The sequence below is a fragment of the Butyricimonas synergistica DSM 23225 genome (assembly GCF_000379665.1).
GTDB lineage: Bacteria > Bacteroidota > Bacteroidia > Bacteroidales > Marinifilaceae > Butyricimonas > Butyricimonas synergistica.
In genome coordinates this window covers 878,719-893,963 of sequence record NZ_KB903359.1, presented here as the reverse complement: position 1 = coordinate 893,963, position 15,245 = coordinate 878,719, and the positions used below count along the sequence as shown (strand labels likewise).

General features: G+C 44.0%; 9 protein-coding genes. All 9 read left to right on the top strand.

The window, feature by feature from the left end; all coding sequences use genetic code 11:
* Positions 1 to 10: 10 nt before the first annotated feature.
* The 9 genes from A3CY_RS0103965 (at position 11) to A3CY_RS0103925 (ending at position 15,191) form a co-directional block, all read left to right on the top strand.
* Positions 11 to 3,340: a SusC/RagA family TonB-linked outer membrane protein gene (locus tag A3CY_RS0103965; RefSeq protein WP_148375470.1), complete on the top strand. Its 3,330-nt coding sequence runs from the start codon at positions 11 to 13 to the stop codon at positions 3,338 to 3,340.
* Between the two features lie 22 nt (positions 3,341 to 3,362).
* Positions 3,363 to 4,817: a RagB/SusD family nutrient uptake outer membrane protein gene (locus A3CY_RS0103960; RefSeq protein ID WP_018336606.1), complete on the top strand. Its 1,455-nt coding sequence runs from the start codon at positions 3,363 to 3,365 to the stop codon at positions 4,815 to 4,817.
* 18 nt (positions 4,818 to 4,835) lie between these two features.
* On the top strand, positions 4,836 to 5,618 hold the full coding sequence (locus A3CY_RS0103955; protein WP_018336605.1) for a DUF4843 domain-containing protein: 783 nt from the start codon (positions 4,836 to 4,838) through the stop codon (positions 5,616 to 5,618).
* Between the two features lie 25 nt (positions 5,619 to 5,643).
* The gene (locus tag A3CY_RS0103950) at positions 5,644 to 7,068 is read left to right on the top strand and encodes a hypothetical protein (RefSeq protein ID WP_018336604.1); all 1,425 of its coding nucleotides are present in this window, start codon (positions 5,644 to 5,646) and stop codon (positions 7,066 to 7,068) included.
* Positions 7,069 to 7,416: 348 nt separating this feature from the next.
* On the top strand, positions 7,417 to 7,956 hold the full coding sequence (locus A3CY_RS0103945; protein ID WP_018336603.1) for an RNA polymerase sigma factor: 540 nt from the start codon (positions 7,417 to 7,419) through the stop codon (positions 7,954 to 7,956).
* Between the two features lie 485 nt (positions 7,957 to 8,441).
* Positions 8,442 to 11,498 carry a SusC/RagA family TonB-linked outer membrane protein gene (locus A3CY_RS0103940; protein WP_018336602.1) on the top strand — a complete coding sequence of 1,019 codons (3,057 nt, stop codon included), beginning with the start codon at positions 8,442 to 8,444 and terminating at the stop codon, positions 11,496 to 11,498.
* A gap of 11 nt (positions 11,499 to 11,509) precedes the next feature.
* Positions 11,510 to 12,949, top strand: a complete 1,440-nt coding sequence (locus tag A3CY_RS0103935) for a RagB/SusD family nutrient uptake outer membrane protein (RefSeq protein WP_018336601.1) — start codon at positions 11,510 to 11,512, stop codon at positions 12,947 to 12,949.
* Between the two features lie 12 nt (positions 12,950 to 12,961).
* Positions 12,962 to 13,750 (top strand): DUF4843 domain-containing protein, encoded by a 789-nt coding sequence (locus A3CY_RS0103930; protein WP_018336600.1) that lies wholly within the window; start codon positions 12,962 to 12,964, stop codon positions 13,748 to 13,750.
* 28 nt (positions 13,751 to 13,778) lie between these two features.
* A complete protein-coding gene (locus A3CY_RS0103925; protein WP_018336599.1) occupies positions 13,779 to 15,191 on the top strand; it encodes a hypothetical protein in 1,413 nt (470 codons plus the stop codon).
* The last annotated feature ends 54 nt before the right edge of the window (positions 15,192 to 15,245 follow it).

Sequence of the window (15,245 nt, the reverse complement as noted above, 5' to 3'; positions counted from 1 at the left end):
CAAGTTGAATATGAAAATGAATCTGTCTTTGAAATCTAGTAACGGGCTTCGGCGAATGCCTAAGATTTGCTTGTCGCTCTGTTGCATTCTTCTATTCAGTTTATCCGGTTTCTCTGATTCGCTAGCACAGAGATACGATGAGAAGACACCTTTGAACCTGAAATTCGAGAAAGCCACGATGTTGCAGGTGCTGAATACGTTGAAGAAGGAAACCTCGTTGGATTTTGTCTATAATCACGAGGAAATTAAGGATATTCCTTTAATCACGAGAGAGTTCAAGAACGCTACCGTTCGGGATATCCTTGATTATTGCTTGAAGGATACTCCTTACACATACTCGTTTGTCAATGACGTGGTGGTGATCAAGAAACGCCAGGAAACCAAGGCGGTGGAAAAGATCACGATCACGGGTGTGGTGACGGACGAGGAAGGGACTCCGCTGGCAGGAGCCACTGTTTTGTTGAAGGGGACAAGCGTGGGAGTGGCTACCGATATGGACGGTAAATTCAAGTTGGAGATTCCCGTGCAGAAAGATATGGTGTTGATCGTGAATTTTATCGGTATGTTGAGCCAGAATTTCACGATTACCAAGTCGCAGGAGTTGAAAGTGGTGATGAAGGAGGATACCAAAGTGCTGGAAGACGTGATCGTCACGGGGTATTACACGCAGTCGAAGAACGCGTACACCGGTGAAATCACGACGGTGAAAGGCGAGGATTTGTTGAAAGTGTCCTCGACGAACGTGATTCAGGCTTTGGCGGCATTGACGCCGGGGTTGAGAATCGTGGAGAATAACGAGCAAGGGTCGAACCCGAATGCCATTCCCGAGATTCTGATCCGGGGAGCCAATTCTATCATGACGGAAAATCAGGCGGACGTGAATACCCCTTTGATTATGCTCGACGGAGTGGAGATCACGATAGAGGAATTGTATGACTTGGATATTCACGATATCGAGCGGATCGACGTGTTGAAAGACGCTTCTGCGGCTGTACTGTACGGGGAGAAAGCCTCCAACGGCGTGATTCTCGTGGAGCGTACCCGGGTGACCGGAACGAAACCCCGGTTCAGTTACAATTTCACGCCTAATTTCAGTTATCCCGACTTGACTTCCTTGCGGCTGTGTAATGCGGAACAAAAGTTGGAACTGGAACGCCTTGCCGGTTTGTACGATAAGGTGGATGGCAGCCTCGATCCGGCTTATTATAGTAAATTGGACAACGTGCGCAAAGGCGTTTTCACGGATTGGCCTTCTAAACCGCTGCGTTGGGCTTTTTCCCACAACCATTCGGTGAACTTGTCCGGAAGGGGTAACGGGATCGAGTACAAGGCGAACGGGAGTTTCGGTGATTCTTACGGTGTGATGAAAGGGGATAACCGTAGACGGTATGGTTTGAATTTTTCCTTCGCTTACCATTTGAGCGATAAGTTGACTTTCACGTATCGTTTTGCTTTCTCGATGACGGATAGCAAAGCGAGTCCTTACGGGGATTTCTCGACCTACACGAAGTTAAATCCTTACAACCCGATATATGACGAGGACGGGGAATATATTAAAGTGTATTATTTTGATCCCCTGTCCGGTGGTTCATCGGATTCCAAGAATCAGGGAAACCCCCTGTACAACGCAACTTTGTCCAGTTTTAACAAGGGACGGAGCAAATCGTTTTCCAATTACCTGAGTATGCGCTGGGACATCATGAAGTCTTTTTTCATCACGGGCGATATGAACGTGAAGATGTCGGAATCCTGGAGTAAGGCGTACGTGTCACCGGATCATTCTTCGTTCGAGAGTTCCACCCTGAACAAGAAGGGAAGCTATTCTTTCACGAATAACGAGGGTACGACATGGAATGGAAAGTTCGTGTTGAACTACCGTTTGCCCTTGAATAAAGACAAAAATACGGTGCTCTCCCTGAACGCCGGAGCAGACATCGGTATCAATAATTCCTCATCAATCACGACGAAAGCGGAAGGATTCCTGAAAGACGGAATGACGGATATTAAGTTTGCTTCCCAGTATGCCACGACCCGCCCGTCGGGGGGTGACAAGAAGTCCACGGAAGTCGGTTTCTTCGTGAATGGTAGTTTCGAGCTGTTGGGACGTTATTTTCTGAATGGTTCTTACAAATCGGCAGGTTCCTCCAAATTCGGTAGCGACCATCGTTTCGCCCCGGTATGGTCTACTGGTATCGGTTGGAACGTGGATAAGGAGGATTTTATGAGTAATATCAGTTGGTTGAATATGCTACGTTTACGTTTCAGCGTGGGCTCCACGGCGAACGTGACTTTCTCGCCTTATCAGGCAATGACGACTTACGAGTATAAGACTGATTTGATTCATTATGCGGGTATCGGTGCCGTGCCTATCACGATGGGAAACCCGAAATTGAATTGGCAGATCACGATGAAATATAACTGGGGGTTGAGTGCCACTTTATTTAACGAGCGGGTAAATGTTGACGCCAGTTACTACAAGAATAAGACGAAAGATGCCTTGATGCCGATCTCTTTGCCTTGGTCGGTGGGGGTGTCGCAAGTACAGGTGAACATGGGTAAACTGGAAAACTCGGGGTACGAATTTTCCGTGTCGGGACAGATTATCAGGCAAAAGGATTTGTACTGGATGGTTACCGTGAACGGTTCCCACACGATGGATAAATTGACGAACGTGTCGACGGCTCTGAAGGCTTACGAGGTGACCCAGTCGCTGGGAGCCCGCCCGTCGTTACGATTCGTGGAGGGCGGATCGCAGTTTGGTATTTACGCCATGCGTACCGCCGGTATCGACCCGGCTTCGGGAAAGGAAGTTTTTATAAAGAAGGACGGTCAGTACACGTTGGACTACGACACGGACGAGCGGGTGGAAGTGGGAAACTCGAATCCTATTCTTGAAGGTAGTCTTTTCTCTAGTTTGACTTACAAGGGGTTCACTCTGAATATCTCGACGTCGTACAAGTTCGGGGGAGATGCTTACAATAGCACGCTTGCCGACAAGGTGGAAAATATCAACCCGTGGGAGAACGTGGATCGGCGGGCTTTTACCGATCGTTGGAAAGAACCGGGCGATTTGAAACGTTTCCTGGGAATCCCGGAAAGCAGGAGTGATGCGCAACGTTACTCGGAGCGTTTCGTGGAACGTGACAATGTGTTCGAGATTAAGAATATTTCAATCACTTACGAGTTTAAGCCGGAATGGTTGAAGAAGCTTGGTGTCAAGCGTTTGAATGTAGGTTTTGGGATGAGCGACATCGCTCGTTTCTCTTCCATGAAACTGGAACGGGGAACTTCCTATCCTTTCGAGAGGAGTTTCAATATCACGTTCAGACCGACTTTTTAGTAAACTGTAAATTGAAAAGAGTATGAAAAAGATAATAATTCTACTGTGTATATCGTTTTCCTTCTTCAGCTGCGACAGTTTCCTGGATGTGAACCCGGATTCGGAAGTGGTGAATGACGATATGTTCAACTCGGCTGACGGGGTTGAAGATGCTCTCTATGGCGTGTACATGACCATGGTAACGAAGGATATGTACGGGCGGTTGATGTCGAACATGATACCGGAGATTCTGGGACAGAATTTCGTGTCCACTTACTCGTATTTGCCTTATCTCGGGCGTCTGGAATATGACCGGAGCGAAACCCGCAATATGTACAAGAATATGTGGAAGACCGGGTATCTGGCGATCAGTTACTTGAATAATATCATCGAGAATCTGGAAGGAAAAAGCGAGAAGGATTTCCGCAATTACAACCTGTATATGGGCGAGGCACTCGGGTTGAGGGCTGCCATCCATTTCGACCTTTTACGCTTCTTTGCCGTGCATATCACCTCTACCAACGAGGCGGCGAAAGCAAAGGCTATTCCCTACGTGACCGAATATGATTTCAAAGTGACCCCCTGGTCTTCCGTGGCGGATGCTTACACGAAGATTATTGCCGAACTGGAAAGGGCTGAAACCTATTTGGCAGAAGACGATACCTATATGCCGGCTCACCGGGTGGGGAACGAGAAAGGATTTACCGGGGCTCGGGTATTGCATTTTAACCTCTACGCCGCGCAGGCAATGTTGGCACGAGTGTACTGGATGAAAGGCGATTTGGCAAAAGCCAAAACGTATGCTGACAAGGTGATCCGTTCCAACAAATTCCGGTTTACTAACCTCACGACGATAGGTTCTTTTATGCAGAAAACCATTTCTTTGGACGAAACGATATGGGGATTGTATAATGCGGAAGTGTATTCCGATTGGTACACGCAGCATATCAATCGGTCGGGATTAGGAGATATACGTGGTGATTTTGCGGATATTTACAAAGATGCGGGTCCTGCTCCGGGAAGCGATTATCGTAGAACGGGTTGGTTCGGGACTCATGAAAAGAATGGTGTTTCCCGGGATATATGCGTGAAGATGATGGGACGCGTGACCGACACGACTTCCCTGACAACAAGTTATAGCGGCGGTGCTTACTTGGGAACCAGTATGATAAGAATCCCTGAAATGTACTATATCATGGCAGAGGCTTTGTTGGATGAGGGAGATGCTTCCGGAGCAAGGTGGTATTTGGATACCGTGGTGAGTGCCCGGGGAATGGTAAAATTCGCCGATCGGATACCAGCCGTGGAAATCACGTTGGACGATATTATGGCGGAAAGAAGGAAAGAATTGTTCGGGGAAGGGCAATGGTGGTTCTGCCTGAAGCGGTTGAATAGCTCGGTAAAAATAGCGAACTCTTCGGCGTCGATACCCGGCAGCGATAAGATATACGCGTTGCCTTTACCCACGGAGGAAGAGGATTATCGACCCAATGAATAACCATAAAAGTGAATCGTTATGAAAAACAAATATTTAATATATATCGGAATATTCTTAGTCACGGGAATGTGGGCGTGTAGTAACGATGCCGTGTACTATGATGCGGGACAGAAAAGGTCTATTTACTTCACATGGGATAAGTTGAATGCGGTTGAAAAAACGGCGAGTGACACGGTATTTTTCAGTTTTGCCCTGTATAATGAAACGGAAATCGAGTACAAAATCCCAGTGAAAGTGATTGGGATGCCCATGGGGGTAGATTGTACTTATGAAGTGGAAGCGGTTGCCGATTCATCAACAGCTGTATTGGACAAGCACTTTAAATTCGGAAAATTGGTAATACCCAAGAACGAGGTAGAGGGAGAATTGTCCCTTGTGCTGGAACGTACCGATGATATCATGGATAATCCCGTGTATCTTTATCTGAAGTTTAAAGAGAACGATGATTTTAAACCGATTGCCAATAACTATTTCCGTATGTCTATCGTGGATGGGGCTTTGCCGGCACCACAATGGTGGGCTACCAATTACCTGGGTGTCTATGCTCAGAATAATGACAGGTTGTACCGGAAGATGTTGGAATATTTCTGGCAATTGGAGGAACTGAAGCCTATTTTTTACGCGGATGCAGTTGAAGAATACGGGCTATATCTGGAGAATGCACCTGCTGGTTTCTATCAAAGAGCGGGAAATATTATATGGATCAATTACGTGTTCAAACCTGCTTACGATTTCTATAGCGATCCCGCGAATACTTACGAGGGATTTGCCATGGTGAATCCGGATAGGTTTATTCGGTAATAAAGAAATTAATAATGAATAAGTTATGAAAACAAAATCATATATCATCTTATTATTCTGCTTCATTACGGGAATATATTCCTGTTATGACGATGATACTACTGCGGGGAGAAAGGATATATCTCAGATTTTTATCTCGGCGGCTCATGATACACTTACCACTTCTTTCGGGGATGAGTTGGTTGTGAATCATTTGAAAGTGGAACAGTCGGGAGAGGAATTACCATTGACTTACGAATGGGCTTACGGGGAATTGGATATATCAGGAGGTGCTTTAAAGCCTTACCCGATCAAGGATACGCTTCACGTGGTGTCTACTGATCCCGAGTTGAAATATGCTTTCCGGAAACTGGGTACTTTCGGGTTGAGGTTGAAAGTCGATAACGGTGAAACAACTCAATTCAAATATTTCGTGTTACAAATCGATACCGAGTTCTCGGAAGGAATAACCATATTGAGTAAAGATAATAATGGGCAAGGACGTTTGTCTTTCATGAAGACGCTGACGAGAGAGGAAATCAGTGCCGGGAAAGAACCGTTCTTCCAAACCAATATCATGGAAGTTTGTAATCCGGATATGGAGTTGAAGGATGTGACCGACATGATACAGCATGACGGGCGTTTGATGGTGACTTCCGGTAGTGATGCGAGGATTTATAACATGGATTCCCGGAGTTTCAGCATTGAGATGGCAAGTTCGTTTGCTTCAAGATTCCCGAATGCCAGCCTGCAACAATTCATCGCTATATCAAGCCAGGATAATATGCAACTGTATTCTGCCGATGGAAGGGCTTACGTTTATGAAACGATTCTGGATGAATTGTTGATTCTGGATGCTTTTGCAGATTTGCATGTGGATGCGGGAGTTCCTTATAATAAACCCGTGTTCGTGAATTATGACAAATCAGAGTTTTATATATCCAGTACTTCGAAATACATCGTTTCGAGCGGAAGTAATTACACGGATCTGAACGTTATTCAATCTTGTTTTATCGGTACGTATCTGTATATCTTTGCAACACAAAAAGATGACCCGACGAAAGTGTATATCGGTCGCACGACTTCAAGTAGTTTTGCAAAGCCGACTGCAGCAAACAAGAAAGAATATACGGCAACGGGAACGATATGTATGGATAGAAATTCCATGTTGGTCGGGGTGAAAACGCATGATTATATTTATTATACTTACAATAATGCTATTTACAGGTACAAACCTTATGACGAGTTACCGACAACTCCCGTGATCACTTTCCCGGCAGGAGTCAAGATTGCATCAATCTCTTTGGATCCGACGCACGCTAATCTTTACGTGGGTGTGTACGAGCAAGGTAGCCCGAAAGAGTTGAAAGGGAGTCTTTATATTTATGATACGCAAAATAGCCGATTGGTTGAGTCGCATGAATACGTGGCAGATGAACCGGTACAGGTGATTTATAAAGAACGTGTGTAAAGTAGTTTTGAATTGATTATTTTGGATTCCAGCCGCACGAGGCTGACGTGAATATAAGATTTTTCCCTTTATTTAAGGGAGAAGACGAGAGGGATAGGCGGCTGGAATCTAAATCAATAAACCTTCGTTAAAAGCGTGCATTAAAAAGAAAATAATGAAAGCCAATAAAAAACGTTAAAATGTTGATAGTGAACTATTAAATATCTCTCGCTGTATTTGAAAAAGAGCGAGAATTTTATTATATTTGAATATCAATATACGAACGTTTATTGATATAAAAAGCAATACTACGATAGAGAAATAATTCGTGCCTTAGAGAATTTTAACGTGTTGTAAATATGGTGATTGATGGAACAGAAAGAGTTGTATGATGGTTTTGTGAAAGGTGACGAGAGGGCATTGGAGATCTTGTACGATCAATATTTTGCTACATTAGGAGTTTATGCAAGCCGTTTCTTGCATGAAGAGGACTCCTGCGTGGATGTCGTACACGAGAGTTTTATTAAGACGTGGGAGAAGCGGAAGCAATTTACTTCCTTGCAGACGATTGTCGGGTTCTTGTACACTTGCGTCCGGAATGCTTGTCTGAACGAGTTACGGCACTTGAATATAAAGAATAAAGCGTTGTTGCAACAAACGTCGATTTGCAACATCGAGAATGAAATCATTGAAAACGAGGTCAAGCGGATCATTTGGGCGGAGATTGCCAAGTTATCCGGGGACTATCGTAATATCATGGCTATGAGCCTGGAAGGATACTCTACCAAGGAGATCTCCGAGGAACTGGAACTTTCCGAGCAAACGATCAAAAATAAGAAAGGCGAGGCTTTGAAACAGCTTCGCAAGAACATGGGACCTTATCAGTGGTGCCTGCGATGTTTCTTTTAGTATTTTGTCACGTCAGGATGACAAATTACGATAAATGTCTATTCTCCTGATTTTTCCCCTGATAAAGTATTTTTACCTGCCTGTTGTTTGAAAAATTGCAACTTCCAGCTTCCTCATTTCCTGATCTAGCAAGTGACCAAAATATTTTCAGTAGAGAATTGATGGTTTTTAATTATTCTATTACTTTTGTTTTCCTTGTTTTAAAATATATTTGCTGGATAGAAATATTAAGCAAAAAAGACATTTAATCTAAAATTGGATTAAATGGAGTAAAACAGGAATATCAAAGAGTGATGGTATTATTTAGTTACATGATAGCGTGTGTCTTTTGATGTTGATAGATTGGAAGATATGGTGATTGTCATTATTATTTGTACGCATGTAAGATGATTTTATAGGTATGTGTCATGCCTTAAATGTCGTGTCGGAAGATATGGATGATAGTGAAATCATGGTATCGCAGGTAAGAATTAATAAAATAACAAATGATAGTAAACTTTGTGATAAAGTTTGAGAAGTTATTTCGGACTTTTTATCCGGTACTTTTAATCACTTGTTGCGTGTGCCTTTTCCACTTGCCGGGCTTCGGGAGTACACGCCCGGATAAGATTATAGTTTTGGGTGAGGTGAAGGGAGAGGATGGCGAACCGTTGCCGGGTGTGTCGGTAGTCGTGAAAGGGACTTCGTGGGGATGCGTCACCGATAAGGAGGGAAAATTCAAATTGGAAATACCGGATAAAGAAGCTGTCGTGCTCGTGTTCAAGCACGTGGGAATGAAAACACGGGAACTGCGGGTTCCTGCGAACCGGTTGCTTACGGTCGTGATGACCGAAGATACAAAGGAATTGGATGATGTGATCGTGACCGCATATTACACTCTGCCGAAGAATGCTTTTACCGGAGAGATCACCACTTTGCGAGGGGAGGACTTGCTGAAGGTGTCCCCCAATAATATTATACAAGCCTTGGCGACCCTGGTTCCGGGCTTGCGGATTGTCGAGAATAACGAGCAGGGGTCCAACCCGAACGCCGTACCCGAGATTCTGATACGGGGTGCCAGTTCGTTGATGCTAAACGACCAGTCGGGAGTGAACGCTCCTTTGGTCATGCTGGATGGTGTGAAAATCACGATAGAGGAATTGTACGATTTGGATATTCACGACGTGGAACGGGTGGATGTGCTGAAAGATGCCTCCGCTGCCGTGCTTTACGGGGAGAAGGCTGCAAACGGGGTGATCCTGATCGAGCGTACCCGGGTGAAGGGAAGCAAGACGAGATTCAATTACAGTTTTACCCCGATCTTTAATTTTCCCGATTTGAACTCCTTGCACCTCTGCAATGCGGAGCAGAAATTGGAGCTGGAACGTCTGGCGGGACTGTATGACAAGGCAGACGGAAGTCTTTATCCCTCTTATGCTTACAAGTTGGAAAATGTTCGGCGGGGAATAGATACGGATTGGGCGTCCAAGCCGTTGCGTAACGCTTTCACTCACGGGCATGCCGTTTCGCTGACCGGGCGGGGCGGCAACATCGAGTACAGGGCTTCCGGGCGTTTCACGGATGTCTATGGGGTGATGAAAGGCGACTACCGGAAGAATTACGGGATCAGCTTCTCGTTGGGCTATCGCTTGCAACAGAAGTTGTTGATCACCTATCGTTTTACCTATTCGATGACCGACAGCAAGAATAGCCCTTACGGGAGTTTTGTGCAATATGCTTTGATGAATCCCTACAACCCGGTGTATGACGAGAACGGCAAATACATCCGAAACTACGAGTTTTACGCTGTCGGGGGCAAGGGAAATAAACAACAGAACCCGTTGTATAATGCTTCGCTTTCCAGTTTCTCGAAAAAACGGGGCAAGAATATCACGAATTATTTGTCCGTGCGGTGGGATGTTTTCAAATCTTTGTTCGTTTCGGGCGATCTTAGCGTGAGCCAACGGGATAGCCGGAATAAAGTGTACGTTTCGCCGGAGAATTCTCGTTTTGAGGATGAAGTACTTGATAACAAGAAAGGTACTTACACGGAAACGAACGGCGAGAGCACGGATTGGAGTGCCAAGCTGGCGTTGAATTACCGTGTGGTTTTGAGCGAGGCGGGGACGACGGTATTCTCCCTGAGTGCGGGAACGGATATCGGGAAGGATAAATCGTCCACTTCGCAATTGAAGGCGGAAGGATTTATGAAGGATAAGATGAGCGATCTGAAGTTCGCCGCGCAGTACGCCACGACCCGTCCGTTGGGTGGAGAGAAGGAATCGGCGGAGGTGGGATTCTTCGTGAACGGTAGTTTCGACCTGCTGGGACGCTATTTTGTAAACGGTTCGTACAAATCGTCCGGTTCTTCCAAGTTCGGGAGCAAGCATCGCTTTGCCCCGGTATGGTCGGCGGGTATCGGATGGAATCTGCACGAGGAAAGTTTTATGAATTTTGATTGGTTGAACGTGCTACGTTTGCGGTTTAGTGTGGGTTCCACGGCAAACGTGACCTTTTCGCCTTATCAAGCTATGACGACATACCTGTACGATAACGATTTGCTCCATTACGGCGGTATCGGGGCTGTGCCGATCACGATGGGTAACCCGGACATGAAGTGGCAGATTACCAACAAGTATAACTGGGGATTGACGGCGGTGTTATGGAATGAGCGGGTGAATGTGTCGGCAAGTTATTACGTCGAGAAGACGGAGGATGCTTTGATGCCGCTTTCGTTGCCCTCGTCCGTGGGCGTGTCCGACGTGCAGGTGAATATGGGAAGATTGCAAAATTCCGGTTACGAGTTTTCGGTGTTGGTCGAGGTGTTGAAAAAGAATAATTTGTTGTGGATGGTTATGGTGAACGGTTCGCACGTGATTGATAAGTTGACAAAAATCTCGGATGCCTTGCGGGCACAGAATCTGGCTGCTTATTATGGAGTGAAACCTCAGCCGATGTTCGTGGAGGGCGGTTCTCAGTTCGGGATATATGCTATGCGTTCGGCGGGAATCGATCCTGCTACCGGGCAAGAGGTGTATATCAAGAAAAACGGGCATTACACCTTTGATTACAATGCGGACGAACGGGTGGAGGTCGGGAATACGAATCCAAAATTGGAGGGGAGTATTTTTACAAGTTTGGAATACAAGGGATTCTCTCTGAACGTGTCGGCGGCATACCGTTTTGGCGGGGATATTTACAACACGACGTTGGCGAATAAGGTGGAGTATATCGATCCTCACAATAACGTGGATCGCCGGGCTTTCACGGAACGGTGGAAGGAACCGGGCGATTTGGTACGTTTCCTCGGAATTCCGGAAGAAGTGACGGATGATAACCGGTATTCCGAACGTTTCGTGGAACGAGATAATTTGTTGGAAATCACGAGTATCATGTTGAGTTACGAGTGGCGGGCAAAGTGGTTGAAGAAGTTGGGATTGCAAAGATTGAACGTTGGATTCGGGATGTCGGACATAGCCCGGATTTCATCGGTAAAGCTGGAACGCGGAACGGAATACCCGTTCCAACGCGGATTTAATTTGACTTTGAAAACAACCTTTTAAATGAGGTGGATATGAGAAAAATATTGTTACTATTGTGCGTGTCAATTCTGTTCTCCGGTTGCGAGAACTTTCTGGATATAAATCCCGATTCGGAGGTAGTGAATGATGATATGTTCAACACGGCAGAAGGTGTGGAAGATGCTCTGTACGGCGTGTATATGTCTATGGTGAAAGAGGATATGTATGGAGGGAAGATGTCGGTGCTGATACCGGAGATTCTGGCGCAGAATTTTACTACGATTGAATATTATTTGAGTTATTTATCAAGACTTGATCTCAGTGGAACATTTGCTCGAAGTTCCGTAAAACCTCTTTGGCAATCAAGTTATTCGGTAATTAGTTATTTGAATAATATTATTGATAACTTGGAACACAAAAGTGAAAAAGATTTTCCCTATTATAAATTGTACAGGGGAGAGGCATTAGGATTAAGGGCTGCGGTTCATTTTGATATTCTTCGTTTGTTTGCGGTGCATATAGGTTCGACAGACGAGAATGCGAAGAAAAAGGCAATTCCTTATGTGACGAAATATACTTTTAAAGTTACTCCTTTTTTTTCTGTTGAAGAAGTTTATGATAAGATTATTGCAGATTTAAAAGAAGCGGAAGCTTGTTTAATTGAAGATGAATCTTTAATGCCTGCCGTTAGGAAAGGAAATGAGAAAGGTTTTACGGGTGAGAGGGAATTGCATTTTAATTACTATGCAGCCCAAGCTATGTTGGCTCGGGTATATTGGATGAAAGGTGATTTGAAAAATGCTAAGTTATATGCTGATAAAGTGATTCGTTCCGGTAAGTTTACCTTTGTTGATAAGAATGCATTAGGAACTTTTATGAAAAGACGGGTTTCTTTGTCGGAAACAATATGGGGACTTTACACGACAAATATCAGTGTTTATTTATTTGATAAACAATTGAAAAGTAATGTACTAAAATTACCATCAACATATGCGAATGTTTATAAAATTTCGGGAGAAAATGCAGGAGAAAAAGATGAACGAGAAAAGAAATGGTTTATGAGAAAAGATTTTGAAGGCAGCCTAAAAGATGTTTGTATAAAGATCATGGATGAAAATAATGACGTTTCTCCTTATACGGGTGGCGGATATTTTGGACTTAGCATGATTCGTCTTCCGGAAATGTATTATATTATGGCAGAGGCTTTATTGGAAGAAGGTAATGCTGGTAAAGCAAGAGTTTATCTTGATTCTGTGGTAGCTGCCCGGGGATTGGTAAAATTCGCTGATAGAGAATTTGAACGGGAGATTACAATAGACGATATAATGAACGAATGGCATAAAGAGTTTTACGGAGAGGGTATATGGTGGTATTGCTTAAAACGAAATAACAAGGATATCTTTGTACATGAACGGAATACTATCGTTGCGGGAAGTGATAAGATTTATACATTACCGATTCCGGCAGATGAGTTTGAATCTCGTGATGATTAATTTTTAACGTAAATGATGATGAGAAACAAATATATCATTTTATTGAATTTATTGGTTCTGTTTTGGATATGGGCTTGTAATAACAATGCGATAGTCTACAATCCGGATCAGAAGAGAAGTATCTATTTCTTTAAGGATGTGAGTAAATACAATTCAGGTATAGTTCCAGATACGATAGAATTTAGTTTTGCTGCATTGGAGGAAGCAGAGTACCAATACGATATTCCGGTAAAGTTTATTGGAATGCCAGCTGAGGAGAATTTGGAATGTGAAATTGAGGTTGTTGCCGATTCGACAACTGCGGTACAGGGAATGCATTTTGAAATAGAAAAACTTGTATTTCCGAAGGGAAAAGTGGAAGGAACCTTCGTTCTTCATTTGAAACGGACAGGGGACATCATGAGTCGTCCTGTGATGATTTATTTAAGATTCAAAGAAAATGATGGTTTTACGGCGATGGAGAATGAACATTATCGTTTGTCGGTGGTTGATGGAATTTTGGTAGCCCCAACATGGTGGCCTGCAAATTATTTTGGAGTGTATGCCAATAATAATCATAAACTATACCGGAAAATTTTGGAATATTATTGGGAATTGGAAGAATTGAAACCCGTGTTTTATGCTGAAGCCGTGAAGGAATACGGGAAATATCTAGAGAAAGCACCTGCCGGATTTTTCCAACAACCGGGTAATATCATATGGATAAAATACGTGTTGAAGCCCGCGTACGAATTCTATAGCGATCCGGCAAACACGTATGAGGGTTTTGCCATGGTTGATCCTGATCGTTTTATTCGTTAGAATGAATTTTATGAGTAGATAAACAAGTATGAAAATAGGAAATTGTGTAGGAGCTTTATTTTTATTGTTATTCGGGTTGAATGCCTGTTTGGACGACCATACTTCTGTCGGCGATAAAGAGTTGTCGGAAATCACGATCACGGCAGCGTATGACACGTTGACGGCTTATTTCGGGGAAGAGTTCGTGATCGATCATTTGCAGGTGGAGCAGTCCGGCGAAGAGCTACCCTTGACTTACGAGTGGGGGTATGGTAGCCTGAATATGAACGGAGATGAAATTGCTGGTTATCCGATAAGGGATTCCTTGCGTGTTATTTCTCATGACCCTCGACTCCGGTACACGTTTCGGGAATTAGGGAAATACGGTTTAAGTTTGAAAGTGGAGAACGGGGAGTCGATACGTTTCAAGTATTTCGTCCTGCAAATCGATACTGAGTTTTCCGAGGGGATAACGATTTTGAGCCGTGATGAAGCAGGGAAAGGAAGGCTGTCTTTTATGAAGACACTCACGAAAGAGGACCAGAGTGCTGGAGTGGAGCCTTCGTTTCGCACTGATATAATGGGGGTGATTAATCCCGGGATAGAAATGGAGGACGTGACCGATATGGTACAAGTGGAAAGCAGATTGTTGGTCGCTTCCGGTAGCACGGGCAGGATATACAACATGGATGCCCGCACGTTTGACGTGGAGGGTATGACTTCTTTTCAAGGAACTTACCCGACTTCTTCTTTTCGAAAGTTTGCCGGAATATCCGCCCATAACAATATGTATATACTGTCAGATGACAAAAGGGCTTACGTGTATGATTGCGTGCAGGACGAATTGGTGTTGACCAGTTATTTTGAAGATGTAGAAGTGAATTCCTCTTGTATCGGGTATAAACCTGTCTTCGTGAATTATAGGAATTCTGTCCTGTATTCTCCCGCAAGCGGAGGGCTTTATGAGTCGGCAGGGAAATTTGCTCCTTTTGATATTCATGCCGTTTGTTTTATCGGTACTAATTTGTATGTCGTGAGTACCATGAAGAACTCGCCTTTACAGGTGTATTTAGCATCGACGCCAGTTACATTCCCCAACCCGACTGTTTTGCAGTTTTATACATCAACAGAAGCGATTCGAATAGACGGGGAATCGATTTGCGTGGGATGCAGCGATCCGAAATGTATATTTTATACTTATGACAATGACATATATTGTTGGAAAGTAGATCAGCAACTGCCGACTGAACCTTATATTACTGTACCGGAAGGGATGGAGATCACCACTTTATCGATGGATCCGGAAGAAAAGTTATTGTATGTCGGTTTGTACGAGAAGAATTCAGCAAATACCTTGAAAGGAAGTCTTTATGTTTATGATGCCCAAAATCGGGATTTGATTTCCACTTATCGTCACGTGGCGGATAAACTGGTACGTGTAATTTATAAAAAGAGAGTATAAAGAAAATATTTTGGTGATAAAGGTTGAAAATTAAATACAATTCTTAACTTTGCT

Coding starts and splice junctions, on each gene's coding strand:
- A3CY_RS0103965 (WP_148375470.1), top strand. CDS start 11: ATGAAAATGAATCTGTCTTTGAAATCTAGTAACGGGCTTCGGCGAATG.
- A3CY_RS0103960 (WP_018336606.1), top strand. CDS start 3,363: ATGAAAAAGATAATAATTCTACTGTGTATATCGTTTTCCTTCTTCAGC.
- A3CY_RS0103955 (WP_018336605.1), top strand. CDS start 4,836: ATGAAAAACAAATATTTAATATATATCGGAATATTCTTAGTCACGGGA.
- A3CY_RS0103950 (WP_018336604.1), top strand. CDS start 5,644: ATGAAAACAAAATCATATATCATCTTATTATTCTGCTTCATTACGGGA.
- A3CY_RS0103945 (WP_018336603.1), top strand. CDS start 7,417: ATGGAACAGAAAGAGTTGTATGATGGTTTTGTGAAAGGTGACGAGAGG.
- A3CY_RS0103940 (WP_018336602.1), top strand. CDS start 8,442: ATGATAGTAAACTTTGTGATAAAGTTTGAGAAGTTATTTCGGACTTTT.
- A3CY_RS0103935 (WP_018336601.1), top strand. CDS start 11,510: ATGAGAAAAATATTGTTACTATTGTGCGTGTCAATTCTGTTCTCCGGT.
- A3CY_RS0103930 (WP_018336600.1), top strand. CDS start 12,962: ATGATGATGAGAAACAAATATATCATTTTATTGAATTTATTGGTTCTG.
- A3CY_RS0103925 (WP_018336599.1), top strand. CDS start 13,779: ATGAAAATAGGAAATTGTGTAGGAGCTTTATTTTTATTGTTATTCGGG.